This window comes from Desulfuromonas acetoxidans DSM 684 (genome assembly GCF_000167355.1).
GTDB classification, from domain to species: Bacteria; Desulfobacterota; Desulfuromonadia; order Desulfuromonadales; family Desulfuromonadaceae; genus Desulfuromonas; species Desulfuromonas acetoxidans.
In genome coordinates, this window is record NZ_AAEW02000003.1 from 149,312 (window position 1) to 165,329 (window position 16,018).

Annotated in this window: 15 protein-coding genes; 3 read left to right on the top strand and 12 right to left on the bottom strand. The window is 53.3% G+C overall.

Annotated features, from left to right (window positions below; genetic code table 11):
• Positions 1 to 109: 109 nt before the first annotated feature.
• The 10 genes from DACE_RS03270 to DACE_RS03315 form a co-directional block, all read right to left on the bottom strand.
• The gene (locus DACE_RS03270; protein WP_005998289.1) at positions 110 to 1,930 is read right to left on the bottom strand and encodes a radical SAM protein; all 1,821 of its coding nucleotides are present in this window, start codon (positions 1,928 to 1,930) and stop codon (positions 110 to 112) included.
• Between the two features lie 92 nt (positions 1,931 to 2,022).
• A complete protein-coding gene (locus tag DACE_RS03275; protein ID WP_005998290.1) occupies positions 2,023 to 3,084 on the bottom strand; it encodes an ABC transporter substrate-binding protein in 1,062 nt (353 codons plus the stop codon).
• A 108-nt stretch (positions 3,085 to 3,192) separates the two neighbouring features.
• Complete coding sequence (locus DACE_RS03280; RefSeq protein WP_005998293.1) at positions 3,193 to 3,957, bottom strand: ABC transporter ATP-binding protein; 765 nt, start codon at positions 3,955 to 3,957, stop codon at positions 3,193 to 3,195.
• Positions 3,957 to 5,051, bottom strand: coding sequence for a FecCD family ABC transporter permease (locus DACE_RS03285; protein WP_005998295.1), 1,095 nt, complete (start codon positions 5,049 to 5,051; stop codon positions 3,957 to 3,959). The genes DACE_RS03280 and DACE_RS03285 overlap by 1 nt, the downstream gene beginning before the upstream one ends.
• A complete protein-coding gene (locus tag DACE_RS03290) occupies positions 5,051 to 5,947 on the bottom strand; it encodes an energy transducer TonB (protein WP_005998297.1) in 897 nt (298 codons plus the stop codon). The genes DACE_RS03285 and DACE_RS03290 overlap by 1 nt, the downstream gene beginning before the upstream one ends.
• Positions 5,931 to 6,341: an ExbD/TolR family protein gene (locus tag DACE_RS03295; protein WP_005998299.1), complete on the bottom strand. Its 411-nt coding sequence runs from the start codon at positions 6,339 to 6,341 to the stop codon at positions 5,931 to 5,933. Before DACE_RS03295 ends, DACE_RS03290 begins: the two co-directional genes overlap by 17 nt.
• Complete coding sequence (locus DACE_RS03300) at positions 6,334 to 6,774, bottom strand: MotA/TolQ/ExbB proton channel family protein (RefSeq protein WP_005998301.1); 441 nt, start codon at positions 6,772 to 6,774, stop codon at positions 6,334 to 6,336. The genes DACE_RS03295 and DACE_RS03300 overlap by 8 nt, the downstream gene beginning before the upstream one ends.
• Positions 6,774 to 7,814, bottom strand: a complete 1,041-nt coding sequence (locus DACE_RS03305) for an ABC transporter substrate-binding protein (RefSeq protein WP_005998303.1) — start codon at positions 7,812 to 7,814, stop codon at positions 6,774 to 6,776. The genes DACE_RS03300 and DACE_RS03305 overlap by 1 nt, the downstream gene beginning before the upstream one ends.
• Positions 7,815 to 7,817: 3 nt before the next feature.
• Positions 7,818 to 9,908 (bottom strand): TonB-dependent receptor, encoded by a 2,091-nt coding sequence (locus DACE_RS03310; protein WP_005998305.1) that lies wholly within the window; start codon positions 9,906 to 9,908, stop codon positions 7,818 to 7,820.
• Between the two features lie 640 nt (positions 9,909 to 10,548).
• Positions 10,549 to 10,821: a DUF4242 domain-containing protein gene (locus DACE_RS03315; RefSeq protein WP_040366063.1), complete on the bottom strand. Its 273-nt coding sequence runs from the start codon at positions 10,819 to 10,821 to the stop codon at positions 10,549 to 10,551.
• 365 nt (positions 10,822 to 11,186) lie between these two features.
• Here DACE_RS03315 and DACE_RS03320 point away from each other — a divergent pair, with 365 nt between their 5' ends.
• Both DACE_RS03320 and nadN read left to right on the top strand, forming a co-directional pair.
• The gene (locus DACE_RS03320) at positions 11,187 to 11,645 is read left to right on the top strand and encodes a cupin domain-containing protein (protein WP_005998309.1); all 459 of its coding nucleotides are present in this window, start codon (positions 11,187 to 11,189) and stop codon (positions 11,643 to 11,645) included.
• A gap of 121 nt (positions 11,646 to 11,766) precedes the next feature.
• Positions 11,767 to 13,584: an NAD nucleotidase gene (gene nadN, locus DACE_RS03325; protein ID WP_005998311.1), complete on the top strand. Its 1,818-nt coding sequence runs from the start codon at positions 11,767 to 11,769 to the stop codon at positions 13,582 to 13,584.
• A 73-nt stretch (positions 13,585 to 13,657) separates the two neighbouring features.
• Here the strand turns inward: nadN and DACE_RS03330 are convergent, their stop codons facing one another.
• Positions 13,658 to 13,915, bottom strand: a complete 258-nt coding sequence (locus DACE_RS03330; protein ID WP_005998313.1) for a hypothetical protein — start codon at positions 13,913 to 13,915, stop codon at positions 13,658 to 13,660.
• Between the two features lie 161 nt (positions 13,916 to 14,076).
• On the opposite strand from DACE_RS03330, the gene DACE_RS03335 reads away from it, so the two are divergent.
• On the top strand, positions 14,077 to 14,517 hold the full coding sequence (locus DACE_RS03335) for a PAS domain-containing protein (RefSeq protein WP_005998315.1): 441 nt from the start codon (positions 14,077 to 14,079) through the stop codon (positions 14,515 to 14,517).
• A 97-nt stretch (positions 14,518 to 14,614) separates the two neighbouring features.
• On the opposite strand, the gene DACE_RS03340 is transcribed toward DACE_RS03335, so the two are convergent.
• A complete protein-coding gene (locus DACE_RS03340) occupies positions 14,615 to 15,997 on the bottom strand; it encodes a multiheme c-type cytochrome (protein ID WP_005998316.1) in 1,383 nt (460 codons plus the stop codon).
• Positions 15,998 to 16,018: the final 21 nt, after the last annotated feature.

Sequence of the window (16,018 nt, forward strand, 5' to 3'; positions counted from 1 at the left end):
GATCACAGTAAATTGTGTTTACGCCAGACACATGTCTGGTACACACGTAACAACCCTCTATTTAGCACAGCGCATTCCCGCCCGTCAAACAGACCGAGGTCGATAAACATCACGCTAACAAATTCCCGGCTTCCTTTTGCTCATGCCAATACCAATCCGAGGAGGGTTTAGCAAATGAGCGATTGACTCTGTCGGCAATGAAATCGACACCATAGAAGCGGCGATAAAACTGCTGTGCTTCATCGAGCACATCAATCCGACAACGTTCCGGATGAAAAATACTCGCAAGATGGAGCAAGCCGAGAATCCAGCGCGGACTGCCGAAATCCCAGCCCGCAGCAGGGTGCACAATGATACGTTGGTTGCGCACCGCTTCGACATCAATACCCAGCGCCGCGCACTCTGTCAGCACATCTTCTTTAGAACTCGACATAAACGCCGACATGACGATCACCTGCGGGTTCAACTCATTCAGTTTATCAACCGTGAGTCGCCGACCGGGGCGACCACCAACGGAAAGTTGCCGGTTCAGACTTTCGCCCCCTGCCAATTCAACCAGACGGTTTTCCAGACGTCCCGGCCCTATGGCAAACAGTGTCTTACCCATGGCATAGTAAACACGCGGTCGATCTGTGACACCCGTCATCGCCAGATCCAGATTGTCCAACCAACGTTCAAGGTAGTCAGCCAACTGCGTTGCGGCAACGGGACGCCCAGCCTGGCGGCCAAAAGAATGTAGCGCATTGAGATAACGACGCGGATCCTGAATATGTTGATGCAGCACCTGCAAACCATCGCCCTGCAGCAGACTTTCCCATGATCGTGCCACATCCTGCTGGCGTACCACTCCCATGGCGATCAACATGGCTTCAACCATTTCCAGAGCGCGGGTTAACGGGTAGCCGCCTTGAAAATCCCCCTCTTCAAAGATCGTTGCAGCCACCGTCCCTTTAACAGGCAACTCCACATCACACTGCGGGCACCGCCCCCCGGCCAAAAGAGCCGGACTTTGATCAAGGAGCAATTTTGCACCCATGGGTCCATAGAAATCCCGCCGAATCACTTCCCCACCACAATCACGACAATAGCTATTAAGATAAGTGCTGCCGGGAGAATTAAACAGGTAAACATGGTGAAGCCCTTGCTGTAATTCAAGGCAGAGCGCTTCGGCTTCGATAATCGACGGTTCTTCATCAATCGTCGCCCCTTCAAAGGGCAGAAATCGCATCACCTGTAAAGGAATCTGTCTATCAAGGCGGCTCAACCACTGGCCCAGGGCCATCACTTCATTACGATTGGATCGCTGATAAACGCAAGACACTTCAATATGGATACCCGCATCATGCACCCGTTCAATGTTGCGGAGCACCGGAGCCAATCGCGCCCCTCCACAGGCCTGATACGAGGAGTCACTGAAGCCCTTCATGCCGAAATTGATAAAATCAAGATAAGGCACCAGCTTATCCAGCGCTGCGGCGCTGAAATAGCCGTTGGTCGAACAACCGACGCTCAGCCCGCACTGAGAAGCCAACTTGGCCACGGCGAGAAAACGCGGAAACGCCGCAAGTGGGTCATTCATCAAAAAAGCGATCCCCTCGCAGTCGCTATCCAGCGCCCGATCAATCACCATCTGCGGAGTTAACACTTCAAGGGCACAACTGTCCCGGTTCATCTCTTTAACCAGCACCGTGGAGATACACCCGGGACAATCAAAATTACAACCGGTGGTGGTCAGTTGCAGAAACTTGCCACCGGGCTGAAAATGCAGCATAGGCATGGTTTCAATGGAGATGGGACAAGCAACCAGATACCGGTCGGGCTGTCGCTCAACCAGTTGACCATTGCTGAGTTCATAGAGCCCACAGCGGCCAGCCGTTCCATCCTGAAGACGGCACTGATGTTCACAAATTGGACAAGTCATTTCAGTCATATACGTAATCCACAGAGAAAGAGAGGTGATGCGAAAGACAACGGTGATTCACGAAGGAGGCACTTGACGAACCCATCACCGCCGCTTTCGCATCAAGCCGTTTTTTTATGCTTCACCACCAAAGGATTGGCAAGAAGAGAGTCAATCTCTTCGCTGGTGAGTTCCATACGGTAAAACAGACGGTAAAAGCAACGCACCTCGTCGGCCATATCCCAGTTAAATTGCTGCGGATACAGCACCCCGCTCAACCAGATCACCCCGATCAGGCGGTTAATCGACGGGGGACGATCAAACCAGCTATACAACAGCCCCGGCGGTTCGTAACAGGTTCCCCTCTTCACAGCTTCAAGACACGACCAAAACGGATCGTCGGTCATGCGGGTCAACAGCCGATCTTCGGAATTTCCCTCATCGGACATCACCAGAATCACTTCTGGGTTCCACCGCAGCAGATCATCGGCACTAATCGGCGTCTGGCCGCAACCACGCAACTCATAGGTTTCAGCACAATTGATCCCGCCGGCCAGATCGATCACTTCGCCATGACGCGCTCCGCGAGGTTCGGTGTGCAAACCAGACGGCGTTTGCGCGTAATACACGGTATGGCGCGAAGACTTGGGGATGGTGGCTACTGTTCTTTGGATAATGTCGAGTTTTTTATCAAAATAATCGGCCAGCATCTCAGCGCGATCTTCGACACCAATCACCAGGCCGACACGGCGAATCACTTCGGCACTACGCTCCAGAGCACCATCAAAAATCAGCACCGGGATATCCAGTTCCTTTTGCAGGTTCTCAGCCATTTGAACCTCAGGTTCGTCAATCTTCGACAGCGTCATCGACAGGATCACATCCGGCTGTGCCTGGCGAATGGCTTCGGTATTAAGGGTTTGTTTACCGCCACCGAACAGGGCACCAAGTACGCCGAGAACCGGCAGGTCAAGATACGATTGCGGCGCGACCTGCAACTCCAAAGGCGATGGCGGAAAGTTGTGTCCGGCAATCTTTTCCGGCGCCAGGGCATACATCAACGCAGTGATCATCGGGTTGTAACCAAAAACTTTTTCTACGCGCTCCTTAACAATGACTTTGCGTCCGGCCATATCAGTGACCAGCCGGGTTCCAACTGGTGGCGTTTTTTCAATATCACTCATGGATTCACTCCTTGTTAAAGTCAGCATCTGTTATGCGGACGGCAATATTTTCTTGGCTCCCTTCTCCCGCCGGAAGAAGAATGCTCTGTTAACCAGGTACCGCGACCATTAAATTTGCGGCATACAACAGCGATAGCCGTGACGGCTCTCGGCAATTTCTACCGCCACACCGTACAAACGCTGCACGTTATCAGGCGTCAGCACGCGATCTACCTGATCAAAAGCAAGCATTTCTCCATGGTCGAGCATGGCCACCCGATCCGAACAGGCCAACGCATGATCCGGGTAATGGGTGGTTTTTAAAAACGTGGTGCCCTGTTTGGCAAAGTCACGCAAAAAGCGCAGCAACTTGATTTGATTGCCGTAGTCGAGTCCATTGACCGGCTCATCGAGAAACAGGATCTCCGCCTGCTGACACAACGCCCGAGCGATCAGAGCCAACTGCTGCTGGCCGCCACTGATCCGTGAAAAAGGCATGGCCGACAACGCATCTGCACCAACCTGCTCCAACGCTTCGTGAGCCAGTCGGTAATCATGCTTGCTGTAGTTTGAAAACAGACCACCATGGGCGAGACGGCCCATCAACACCACATCCAATACCGTGTAGGAAAACGGCATGTGGTGGATCTGCGGCACATAAGCGATCTTGCGGGCCAGTTCCTGACGGCGGTAATCGCCAATCGGCTTGCCGAACAACCTCACTTCCCCCTGACCGCGCAGCAGACCGAGCAGGATTTTCAGCAAGGTGCTTTTGCCGCTGCCATTGGGCCCCAATAAAGAGACCACTTCGCCACCGGCAAGATCGAAATCAACCCCCTGCAATACCGGCTTGCGACCGTAGGAAAATCGGATATTACGCGCCTCAATCACCATTAATGAAATCCCTCCCGTGCATGTTTCAACACGATAATAAAGATGGGAATGCCAACCAGTGACGTCAGGATGCCGATAGGGATCTCATGGGCAAACAAGGTGCGCGACAAATTATCCGTCACCAGCAGGAACAGCGCGCCGATCAGCGCGCTGGCCGGCAGCACTTTGCGGTTATCGGCACCGAGCAGCAGCCGCGCCATGTGCGGAATAATCAGACCAATCCAGCCTATGACACCAGCCATCACCACGCACAGGGCACTGACCAGGGTGGCCAAAGTGATGGCAATCACCTTGATGCGCCGCACGTTGAGACCAAGAGACTGCGCCTCTTCATCGCCAAGGCTCAGGGCGTTGAGATATTTAGCCATCAGCGTCAGAACCAGGACGGAAAACAGCATCGGCCCGGCCACCAGCACAATGGTGTCCTTATCGCTGAACGACAGACTGCCCATCAACCAGTAGACAATAGCCGGCAGAGTATCGTAGGGATCGGCACTGTACTTAAGCACCGACAACAGTGCGGTAAACAATGAACTGCTGATCACCCCGCCGAGGATAAGGATGATGACACTGCGACTATTGCGGTAGATCAAAGAGATCATCACCGCTGTGGCCACAGCCGCCGCACCAAACACAAATGCCGCCACCTGCACGCCCAGCCACGGCAATTGCAGCACCATGCCTAAAGCAGCACCAAACGATGAACCGGCCAGCACACCGAGAATGCCCGGCGACACCAGTGGATTAACAAACATGGCCTGAAAGGTACTTCCGGCCACGGACAGTGAAGCACCAATCACCACAGCGGCAATAATGCGCGGCAGGCGGATCTCAAATATCACACTGTACAAGGTGGCGAACTGCTGGCGCGCCACATCAGACTGGCCGGTGATCACCAGACGAGCAAACTCAGTATAATCATCGTATGATACCGGGTATTTGCCCAACAGCAGTGAGGCTTGCATGGCCACCAGCAACACCAGAACCAAGCCGACAAACACCAACTGTTGTCGATTGAACGACCAGCTCAGTCGCCGACAGGTACTGTTCCGCTTCCACAGCGGACGCCATTTCTCTGAACAGGAAGTGTCCATCAGCGCAACTCAAAAATAATCGGCGCGGTCACCGTCAGCGCACCTTGGGGCGGCGCAGCAAACGGCGCGGCATGACGAATGGTATGGATCGCAGCCCGATCGAGCATGCGCCTGCCGCAACTGGTCAACACCGTCACGTTGTTGTCGGTAAGAGAGCCATCCGCCGCAATCTCGAATTGAAATTTGCCCTTCCCTTCGATATGCCATTTACGCGCTTTAAGCGGGTAATGGAGATGTGCCTGAACCTGCTGTTGGACCAACATGACGTAGCGCTCCAGCTCCGTTGCCATTCGCTCGCCCTGCATGGCCATGCCCGGCACGGGATCAACCACCTGTTCGGCGGAGGCTGAAACCATTGACGGCCCCTGAACCTGTTCCGCGACATTGGCGACCGCGGCGGCAGCGGCGACCGGCGGCTCAGGCAGGACTTCAGGCTTCACAGCCACCTCTTCCTTACGTGGTGCAGGCGGCGGTTCTGGTTCACGCTGCTTTTCAATCGTCGTTTTGATCACTGGAACCGTCGGTTCCACCACTTTCGGTCTCTCGACAGGTTTGGGCGGGGCAACCACCGGAGGTGGCGTGACAGGCTCGGTGACGCGCACAACAGGTTGTGCGGCAACCGGAGCAGCCGCCACCGCAGACGGAGCAAAACTGACCAGTGTAATAGGCTGCGCCTCCACCGACTGCGGTGTCTGCGCCGGCACGGCCAGCAAGCTATACAGGCCAACATGCACCACCGCCGACAGGGTCAAAAATGTGCTCAACCCGGTGCTTTTTACCACTCCCAGCCCAACGGAACCACTGGAGCACAATGGCACCATGGCAACCAAAATGGCCTTCACGGCCAGCAACCAGGAATACGGCATCACCGCAGAAGATTTAAAGGTTCGGTTCATCGTCCTGACTCTCCAGAGCAAAGGTAAAAAAACCATGGCGTTTGCACAGATCGATCACTTCAACCACCAGACCGTAGCGGGCTCCGGCATCGCTGCGCACCAGCACCGGCCATTCACTATTCGCTTGCTCAAGGTGCGCCACCAGTTCGCGACGCTTCACCTGTTTATCGTCCACATACAGCAGTCCTCGCCGGTCGATGCTGATGGTAACGTGGGGATCAGTCTCAGACAGGGAGGCGGCAGTCTGCGCCTTGGGCAAATTCAGTTCCAGCGCCTGCTGCGTAATAAAACTAGCCGTAGCCATAAACACGATCAGCAGCACCAGCACGATGTCAACGAACGGTGTCATGTTGATCTGCGAGATCTCCTGGTCCGTCGTGAAATCGTTATTCATTGTTCTGCCTCAACAACAGCCAGGTTTGCAGGGTCTTTGAAAAGGCGTTGTAAGCGATCACCGCCGGGATGGCCACCAACAACCCCATGGCCGTGGCCACCAGAGCTTCGGAGATCCCACCCATGACCACCTTGATCCCAGAGCCTTGCTGCAGATGCAGGTCGTGGAATGCCTTGATCACGCCGAGTACCGTACCAAACAGCCCGATAAACGGCGCGTTGTTGCCGAGGGTAGCAAGTATCGTCAACCGCTTCTGACCGAACAGCAGCAGATCACGCTTGCTCAATTGACCATAACAACGCCGCAAGTGAACAAACGCATACAGCCGTTCGAGAATGACGCCCAATGTCACCACACTAAGTGCCAGCAAAATATACAGAACAAAATCACCGCCACCGAGAAACATCCGCAACAGGGAATCACTGACCTTCATCACGCCCCTCCTTTTCCTATCGCACGGGTCGCCGCCGGAAACATCATGCGTGATAAGTCGTCTTCGTCCACCCGCACTCCGAAAAACAGCTCAAAAAACGCCCGCGCCTTCGCTTTGACATCGTAGGGATAGCGCTGTGGATAAAACTGGGCCGCCAACCAATGCCCACCGATCAGCCGCATGAATGACGGTGGACGGTCGAGCCAGTTGAACGGGGTTTTTGGCACCAGAGCCACGCGGCCCTGCCGCACCGCTGTCAATTGTTGCCACAGAGGATCGTCAAACAGCTCGCGATAGCACAGCGGATTTTGCACAACAATCACTTCGGGATCATAGGCCAAAAGCTGCTCCATATTAATGCTCTGCAACCCCGTCACCGTGGTCTGACGCCCCTGGTGGACATTAATACCTCCGGCATAACGCAGCGGCTCCGCGTGAAAAGAACCGGCACATTCCGTTTGCAAGCCGTCACGCCCTTCGGCGTAATACACCCGCACCCGTTCGTCGGGGGGGATGGTGGCGACAAAGCGTTGCAAATCATCAATCTGCTGTTCGGCCCAAACAGCCAGCGCCTCGCCACGTTTGGCACGACCAATAACTGCAGAGAGTTGACGAAATACCTGCGGGTAGTTGGCCGTGTCATCAATATTCACCGCCAGCGCCTTGTATCCGATTCGTCCCAGATCGCCATCCACTTTGTCCTGCAACAACGGCGTATCCCAACTGACAATCAGATCCGGCTTTTGCCGGAGAATCTCTTCGAGATTGGGGTGACGATTGCCGTGCCAACCACCGAGAACCGGCAAGTGGCGGAACCATTCACGCAAAAACCGATCATCCGCGTTGTTGGATGGATTGCGCAGCGGAGCATTAACAGCAATCAGCCCGTCTGCACCAAGCACATAGAGGAGATGGGTAATGGGCGGCGCCGTACCGTAAATGCGCTGTGGCTGGGCATCCCTGTGCCCCCCCTGGGAAGCGGGGGCCACATTGGGAAACATCACAAACACACAACAGATGAGCAGGAGCAGGCCACGCATGGCTTAAAATCCGACCTGTACCGACAGCACACCGTTAATACCGGCTTCATCGGGCAGATACCACGAAGTCGCCGACACTTTATCGAGATGCTGACGATAATCGCGGTCAAGAACGTTGTTCAGTTCAAACGCCACCACCGGCGCAGTCATCCAGCCGATATCGGCAAAGGCATAGCTGACAGCCAGATTGGTAATGGCATAGCCCGGTGTTTCCACCTCGCCATTGACTGTGGAGATGCGGTCCTGCTCATCAACCATCACCTCTTCGATGAACCAGCTCAGACCGGTTTTACGCTGCTGACCGATGGTCAGGGTCAGCTTTTGCGGAGCAATGTAGGCCAAAGGCTGGTCATCCATTTCATTTTTGCCATAGGTATAGAGATAGGCGGCTTCAACAAACAGATCAGCGCCGAAATCGTAACCAAGCAACGCCTCTGCACCGTAGACTGTGGCGTCATCGAGATTGACATAGCGCTTGATGGGCAGACCGGCAGTGGTCTGGTAACCGGTTTGAACCAGTTCGATATAGTCGGTGTAGTCTTGGTAGTACAAGGCACTGGTGTAGTAAAGGCCACCGATGCGACCGTCAAAACCGACATCAACACCCCAGACACTTTCGTTGTCCAGATCCTGATTAGGGACCATGGAGCCATTGTTGGGGTTGTTGCCGTAGGACTCATTAAAGTACGGCGTGCGACTGGCATTGGAGAGTTTCACATAAGGGACAAAGGCGGAACAGAACTCATAGCCGGCCGTGGCACTGACCGACAGCAGATGATCACGTTCATCCGTATCCTTCTGTTGCACCTGATCAAGCAGTTCCGACGGCACCAGGCCGGACAGGGCTGTTGAATTGACGTTGGAATGGACTTTGCGACGGACAAATTCATACCCGGCCGCAACATTGAAAAACGCCTTGCCGTAGACCATATCGTCGGCAACGTTAACCATGGTGGAACTGATTTCGCCATCGGTAATGCCGAAAGCACTCACCCAGTCGCTCCAACTCTGCGTGGCACCGTTAAACATACGCACGCCGTTGGTCACTTCCATCTTGGTATATTTGCCGGAAAACGACAGCAGGTGGTTGCCGAGCTCTTTTTGCGCCGAGAGCTTGCCACCACGGGTTTCGCTATCGCGGAACAGCTCACGCACTTCGGGAATAGCCGCTTCCTTTTTCATGTCCATATCATAGTGGAGATCGCTGCCAAACAGTTGCAGATGAACGTTTTGCAGGCCTCCGAGTTCCGCGTCTTTGTAGCCGATGAACAGGGTCTCGCCGTCATCGTTGGGGCGGTCGGTATAAAACCAGACGCCGTTATTCTGGTAACGGGAAAAAGGATCCTCCGAATCAGCTTTATCCTTCATGTAACGGACATAGACGTGACTGTCGTCAGTGATCTTCACGGCCATACTGACATTGTAGTTAGAGGTCTCGTATTGGGAGTGTTCAACGTCATCGCCCTCACCGTCTTCATAGTCATCGTAATCGGACAAGCCGCCACTCACCGCGATATTGAAGCGATCATTGTAAGCGCGTCCTCCCAAAGCGGCTGAATACCCAGAGGTGGAAAACATCGATGTTTTGGCTTTAAAAAAACCACTGGTGACAAACGCCGCACTGTCGGCGAATTCGGGATCACTGAATTTGACCACAACCGCGCCGCTCATAGCGCCCATACCCAATGTTGCTCCACTGGGGCCGCGATAAACTTCCACGGTTTCCACGTCAATCAGGTTGAACAGATTAGTCGAGTCACTATGACCACTGTTAAGGCGCATCCCTTCCAGATAAACCGGCACACCCTTGGTGCCGCGCCCGCGAATGTAGGGTTCGGAGCTATACTCGCCGGATTTCTGGAATTCAACAAAGAATTCCTTGTCGAGCGCTTCGGTAAGAGACACCGGCTGCACCGGTTGTTCCGTGACGACAACAACCTTCTTGGGCTCTGCCAGCGTCTCGGTCACAGGAACCGACTCGGTGATCTTGACGGGGTCAAGAACAACGCTGTCATCGGCCAAGGCGCTGCCGACAGTACTCAGGACCATCATTGCTATGGTCAGGGAAATAAAGAACGTGGATAAACGTTTCATGGATGGGCCTCCTGCTGAAAAACATGACTACATCGAATGTACACACACGCGTCACTGGCGCAGCACCGGCAAAACAGCCATCAGCAAAAAAGACACTCTGTGACCATTTCAGTGGCACCGTAACGCGTAAACCCGTTCGCGAACGTGCTTCACGACCCTATCTGCCCACAGCGGTGTGGGGTCGGGTCCCGTTGATTGGCTGGAATCTCCAGGCAGAGAATCTGCCAAATATCGCCGCGAATTTAATCATCACTACGATGGACGGCAAAAGATACTGAAAGGAAAGATCGAAACGTCACATGACGTTTAAAAAGTACAAGACAGGAAAAGATGTAGCACAGCAAATTTAAACAAGTCAAACGAATCTTCCTAAATAAATCCTTATAAAAGAGCAATTTAGACACCAATAAACCATCTACTACAAGAGCAAGTGATGATTTTTAAAAAGGCGTTATGTCGTCTTAAGACGACTATTTGGTATGTAAATCGTAGACAAAGGAATACAAATTTTCCATGCAGGGGAAAAAATCAAACGTCTTTGCGCAAGGTGATAAAAAAACCGTTGAGGAGATTAAGGCAGGAAAAAAAGGGGTAGTGTGACCACACCATCAGTCTTTATGTGGTCACACCAGATAAGGGGTTATTCGGCGGTGGTCGGATCAATCATAGTTTCGATCTGACAAATCCGGTTGGCGGGAAAACCACCTTGAGCGGCATGATCAAGGATCTGCTGCTCATTTTCGGCAATATAAACGCAGTAAATCTTATCTCCGGTCACATAGCTTTCCACCCACTGAATCGACGTTCCCATTGCGTTAAGAACCTCACGTGACTTACGCGCAATGGCTTGCAGTTCTTCAGCCGATACCTGACCAATGGAAGGAATCTCTCGTTCTACAACAAATTTTGGCATAACATACTCCTTATCAAGATATAAATGGATGCGGGAAAACAGAGCAGAGACCGTGCCAAGCCAAGTGCCCTGGCAACACATAATCTTCAAATCCGGCTTCGCCTCACACCATTCCCCCTGCGTTGAAAAACCTTGAAGTGGAGTAACCACTTCGGCGATTTAGCGCCTGTGTGAACGGAACGATGCTGTGCCATAGACTCGAATCGTTAGCATTGACAGAGCACTAGAAGGTTTGTTCTCTGGGTGTTTTTTTTTGCTTTTAAAAAAAGCTGTAGACATGGGAAGTGAGGCAAAGCGTCCCACAGTGGCTCACTGTGTCACCATCCATTTAGCAACGCGCGACCACAAGAACACAGGAGAACCCTATGCAACAACTTATTGATCGATTGAGCTTGGCCCCCCATCCTGAAGGGGGCTTTTACCGGGAAGTGTATCGCTCCGAGCAAGCCGTTTCATCATCCGTTACCGATGCACCACGCCAGGCCCTGACCCATATCTATTTTCTATTGCTCAAAGGTCAGGTCAGCCGCTTTCATCGTGTACTCCATGATGAAGTGTGGAACTACTACGAAGGAGCGCCACTGCGTCTGTTACGCTGGCATGACACCACCATCGAAGAACAGCTTATCGGCCCGGGCGAAGCGGAGTATTGCACCACCATTGTCGGAGGTGATTTTCAAGCGGCAGAGAGTTGTGGCGATTACACCCTGGTCGGGTGTACAGTGGCGCCTGGCTTTGATTTTGCTGATTTCTCTTTTGCCGACGATAGCCAGTGGCTGAGTGTTCCCGAACAAGTGCGCCAGACGTATCAACGGTTTCGCTAAAAGGTTCTCAACGTTTTTGAGAACATAATAAAATTCTCATCTCCCTTTAACCCGGCAACGGTGAACTTGCTGCGTTTTGCAAGACAACGATTCACCACTGCCAACCACGGGAGAACACAGGATGAAACATCTGAACATGCCCAACCGCCCTCTGCTGAATTTTTTATTGATTGCTCTGACCCTGTTACTGGTCAGCGCCTGTGGCGACAGCAACAGCTCACCACATCGCACCTCAGTTAAGATTCTTCACGTCAACGATGTCCACTCGCATCTCGACAGCGACAACGTTGACCTAACACTGGACGGCACCACCACCGAAGCCGAAGTCGGCGGCATGGCACGGGTTGCCAGTTTGATCGACGCCTTGTCCGCTGAAAACGACAATCACCTGGTGCTGCATGCCGGTGATGCGGTTCAAGGCACCCTCTACTACACCCTGTTTCAAGGCGAGGCCGATGCCGAAGTGATGAACGCCATCGGCTTTGACGCCATGTGCATCGGCAACCACGAGTTTGACGATGGCGACACCTGGCTGGCCGGGTTCAGTGACCAGCTTGATGCCCCCCTGATCAGCTCTAATATTGAAGTGGCCCCAGGCAATGTGCTGGAAGGTAAATTTGCCCCTTACATTATTAAAGAGATGGGTGGCGAGCAGATCGGCATCATCGGTGTCACCATTGCCGGTAAAACCGAAGAGTCTTCTCAACCTAGCGATGAGATCACTTTCAAAGATGAAATTGAATCAGTTCAGACGGCTGTCGATGAGCTGAAGGCTGCCGGAGTCGGAAAAATCATCGTGCTCAGCCATTACGGCTACAACAACGTTCAAATACTCGCCACCCAGGTCAGCGACATTGATGTCATCGTTGACGGCGACTCTCACACCCTACTCGGCGACTTTTCGCCCTATGATCTGTCCAATTCCGGCGATTACCCGACCATGGCCACCAATGCCGATGGTGACGATGTGTGTATTGTTCAGGCGTGGGAATACAGCAAAGTGCTCGGTGAGCTGGACGTGACTTTTGTTGGCGACACTCTGGGCAGTTGCAGCGGCACGCCGCACCTGTTGCTCGGTGACACCTTTGTGCGTGAAGATGCCGATGAAAACGACTATACGGTAGACGGCGACGAACTGGCTGCCATCCAAGACGCCATTGATACCGACGACAAGCTGACCATCACCGAAGAAGATCCTACGGTAGCGGCCATCATTGCCGACTATGCTCAAGACGTGGATGCGCTGGGTGAAACCGTGATCGGTGAAGCCGGAGAAGACCTGCTGCTGAGCCGTGTCCCCGGCCATGATTACTACGGTGTCAACCTGCCACTGGGCAGTGACATTACCCCGGTCGTTGCCAAAGCGTTTTACGAGATGGACCCCAATGCCGACATCGCCATTCAAAACGGCGGCGGCGTGCGCACCAGCGTCAACAGCGGCGACATCACCTATGATACCGCCTACACCCTGCTGCCTTTCGCCAACACCCTGTATGAGATCGACATGTACGGCTCCGAGATCAAACAGGTGATGGAAGACGCCATCGAAAACATCGCTCAGGGTGGTTCCACCGGCGGATTTCCCTATGCCTATGCCATCAAATACGATGTCGATGCCACCCAACCCTACGGCAGTCGCCTCAGCAACCTTGAGTTTAAAGCCCGCGGCAGCGACAGTTACGTTCCCCTGGAAGACGGCACCTTGTATGTGGTGGTCACCAACAGCTACACCGCAGCCGGACGCGACGGCTACGACACCTTTGCCACCGTTCAGCAAGAGCGCGGTCTGGGTACCGATACTTACCTCGATTACGCCCTGTCGTTTGTCAACTATGTGGAAAGCCTTACGGTCAACAGTGAACAACTGATGAAGCTTCCGGCCGAAGACCACTGCATCAAAAGCTACATCGCCACACCGGACGCCACCGACAATCTGTAAATCATCCAGTACAAATAACAACGGGGGAACGCTTCAATACGTTCCCCCGTTTCTTTTCGAGACCAATCGGCGTTTAACTCGGCTGATGACAGACCATGCATTCCTCTTTATGGGGATGCGCCTCAGGCAGATCGGCCAGCGGATGACACTGGCGACAGCCCTGCTCCACCTCGACCCGGCGCTGTCCCTGCTCCAACTGACTGAAGAACGCCTGATGACCGGCATCTGTCGGCACATTCGGTCCGAGCTCTTTGCCGGTACCAAGCACCACCACAATCAGCACCGCAACAGCGCCACCAGCAAAGGCCAGATCTTTCCCTGATAATTTCATGCGCTTCCCCTCCTTTGAACAGTTCGGCCTTCAACTATACGGAGTCCTGCCTCCGTTCGCAATTCTAACTGTGCCCGTCGTTGACAGATGTGCGTAATACATCATACTTGGCGAAACAATGATGACGTCTTCAACCTCCCACCGACTCAAAAGGAACGGCCATGCCTCTTACCCGTGACCAGCACCTCTACAGTGACATCGCCGCCAATGCCGCAGACGCAATCATGTATGCCGATCGTGACGGCATCATCCGCCTCTGGAACCGTGGCGCGCAGCGCATATTTGGTTTCAGCACCGAAGAAGCTCTCGGACAATCGCTTGATATCATCATTCCCCCAAAACTGCGCGAACGACATTGGCAGGGCTATGCAACCTGTATAAAAACCGGCAACACCCGTTACGGCGATAAACTCTTGTCAGTACCTGCTCTGACCAAATCCTCAGAACAGTGCTCCAGTGAGTTTTCCATTGTGCTGTTGACCGATTCGCAGGGCAAGCCGAGCGGTGTTGCGGCCATCTTACGCGACGTGACCGAACGTTGGGAAAAAGATCAGCAGTTGCGCCGTCGCTTACGTGAACTGGAACAGGCTTTAAACAAATAAATTGTTTTCAAAAAAACACTCCAAAATCAAAAGGGCTGTCACCAAATTCAGGTGACAGCCCTTTTATTCTATCTGTTCAAAAAAAACAGAGTTTACTTTACGGCTTGCCGAAAATCACCGGCGGACGTGTTGTATCGCCGTTGGCATTGGGAAAGTCTTTGAAGATATAGGCTTTCTCACCGGTCTCCAGCAGATGACGTGCTTCCTGCATAAACCCGTTGTAACGGTGCTTACACTCGTAGAAACCATGCCACCAGGCATAATCCGGTGCCATCATCGCGGTACCCATGCGGGCCCGGCGCCCCTCGTGGTGCCACAGCTCATAAAATTCAACTTCAAGATGCTCATCAAAAAATCTACTGTTGTCGAGCAACCCTTTGCTGTAGAGATCATCAAGCATGGCCTTGGCCGGCTTGAAATACACTTCGTTGTACTCTTTCACCACGGCGTCTGTCTTGGTGTAATGATCTTCCACCCAGTTTTTGCCATGACATTGCTTACAGATATCCTTCATCTTATTACGTTCCACCTGCCAATTGCTGTTGGACGGGAACGGCTTAAAATCCTCCGGACGCACCGTCAACGGCACTTGCAACTCCCAACTCAACCGCTCGGTCACATCATGCGTGGTCAACTGCTTGCCGGCACCGCTCATATGGCAAGAGGCACAGGTCGGGCCACGATAATCAATGCCAGGCGTCCAGGTTCCGGCCGGAGCGTCCCAGTTATATTCATCACCAAAGGTGTCGTAGATATCACCGTGCTTGGATTCGGTGAAAATCTCAATCTGCGGATGATCCGGCCCCAGGTGACATTGACCACAGGCTTCAGGCTTGCGCGCTTCGGCAACGGAAAAACGATGGCGCGTATGGCAACTGGTACAACTGCCCTTACTGCCATCGAGATTGATACGACCCACACCCACATTGGGCCAGGTATCAGAAGACAACCGTCCCTCTTCATCCATCTCCAGCACCGTGCCGTGGCAATAATAGCACCCGGCCTGGCGTTCGGTTTCAGAGTTCATCCCTTTATTAAGCCACGGATCGATTTTCCACATGATTTCAATGGTATTCGCATGCTTGCTGCGACTGTATTGTTTCACTTCATCCGGATGGCAACGGGAACAGTCTTTCGGAGTGACCACCTCGGCAATGGGCACGCGAAATTCGGCACGCCCCCAAGGCGTATCACTACGCTGATACTGCTTGAAGTGGGTTTTGCTGATATCCTGATCTGTTTCGTCCGCCAGATGGCAATCGAGACAGGTAATATTCGCACTGGCATGGCGGCTTGCCGCCCAATCAGAGAAAATGCCCGGATGTTCCCGCTTGTGACATTCCAGACACGCCTGCGCCTGTTTGGACATGCTGCGCTCCAGCCTGAAATCTCTGAGCTTCACCTGGTTGGCCGCCAGGGCACTCCCAGCCAGAACAAAACAAACAATCCCGGCAATTGTCAGGGTAATCGTGGTTCTCATAACCGCTCCTTTCCTCGTTTT

Bases quoted from the DNA above. Each gene is read 5' to 3' on its own strand.
- DACE_RS03270 (WP_005998289.1), bottom strand. From the start codon at position 1,930: ATGACTGAAATGACTTGTCCAATTTGTGAACATCAGTGCCGTCTTCAG.
- DACE_RS03275 (WP_005998290.1), bottom strand. From the start codon at position 3,084: ATGAGTGATATTGAAAAAACGCCACCAGTTGGAACCCGGCTGGTCACT.
- DACE_RS03280 (WP_005998293.1), bottom strand. From the start codon at position 3,957: ATGGTGATTGAGGCGCGTAATATCCGATTTTCCTACGGTCGCAAGCCG.
- DACE_RS03285 (WP_005998295.1), bottom strand. From the start codon at position 5,051: ATGGACACTTCCTGTTCAGAGAAATGGCGTCCGCTGTGGAAGCGGAAC.
- DACE_RS03290 (WP_005998297.1), bottom strand. From the start codon at position 5,947: ATGAACCGAACCTTTAAATCTTCTGCGGTGATGCCGTATTCCTGGTTG.
- DACE_RS03295 (WP_005998299.1), bottom strand. From the start codon at position 6,341: ATGAATAACGATTTCACGACGGACCAGGAGATCTCGCAGATCAACATG.
- DACE_RS03300 (WP_005998301.1), bottom strand. From the start codon at position 6,774: ATGAAGGTCAGTGATTCCCTGTTGCGGATGTTTCTCGGTGGCGGTGAT.
- DACE_RS03305 (WP_005998303.1), bottom strand. From the start codon at position 7,814: ATGCGTGGCCTGCTCCTGCTCATCTGTTGTGTGTTTGTGATGTTTCCC.
- DACE_RS03310 (WP_005998305.1), bottom strand. From the start codon at position 9,908: ATGAAACGTTTATCCACGTTCTTTATTTCCCTGACCATAGCAATGATG.
- DACE_RS03315 (WP_040366063.1), bottom strand. From the start codon at position 10,821: ATGCCAAAATTTGTTGTAGAACGAGAGATTCCTTCCATTGGTCAGGTA.
- DACE_RS03320 (WP_005998309.1), top strand. From the start codon at position 11,187: ATGCAACAACTTATTGATCGATTGAGCTTGGCCCCCCATCCTGAAGGG.
- nadN (WP_005998311.1), top strand. From the start codon at position 11,767: ATGAAACATCTGAACATGCCCAACCGCCCTCTGCTGAATTTTTTATTG.
- DACE_RS03330 (WP_005998313.1), bottom strand. From the start codon at position 13,915: ATGAAATTATCAGGGAAAGATCTGGCCTTTGCTGGTGGCGCTGTTGCG.
- DACE_RS03335 (WP_005998315.1), top strand. From the start codon at position 14,077: ATGCCTCTTACCCGTGACCAGCACCTCTACAGTGACATCGCCGCCAAT.
- DACE_RS03340 (WP_005998316.1), bottom strand. From the start codon at position 15,997: ATGAGAACCACGATTACCCTGACAATTGCCGGGATTGTTTGTTTTGTT.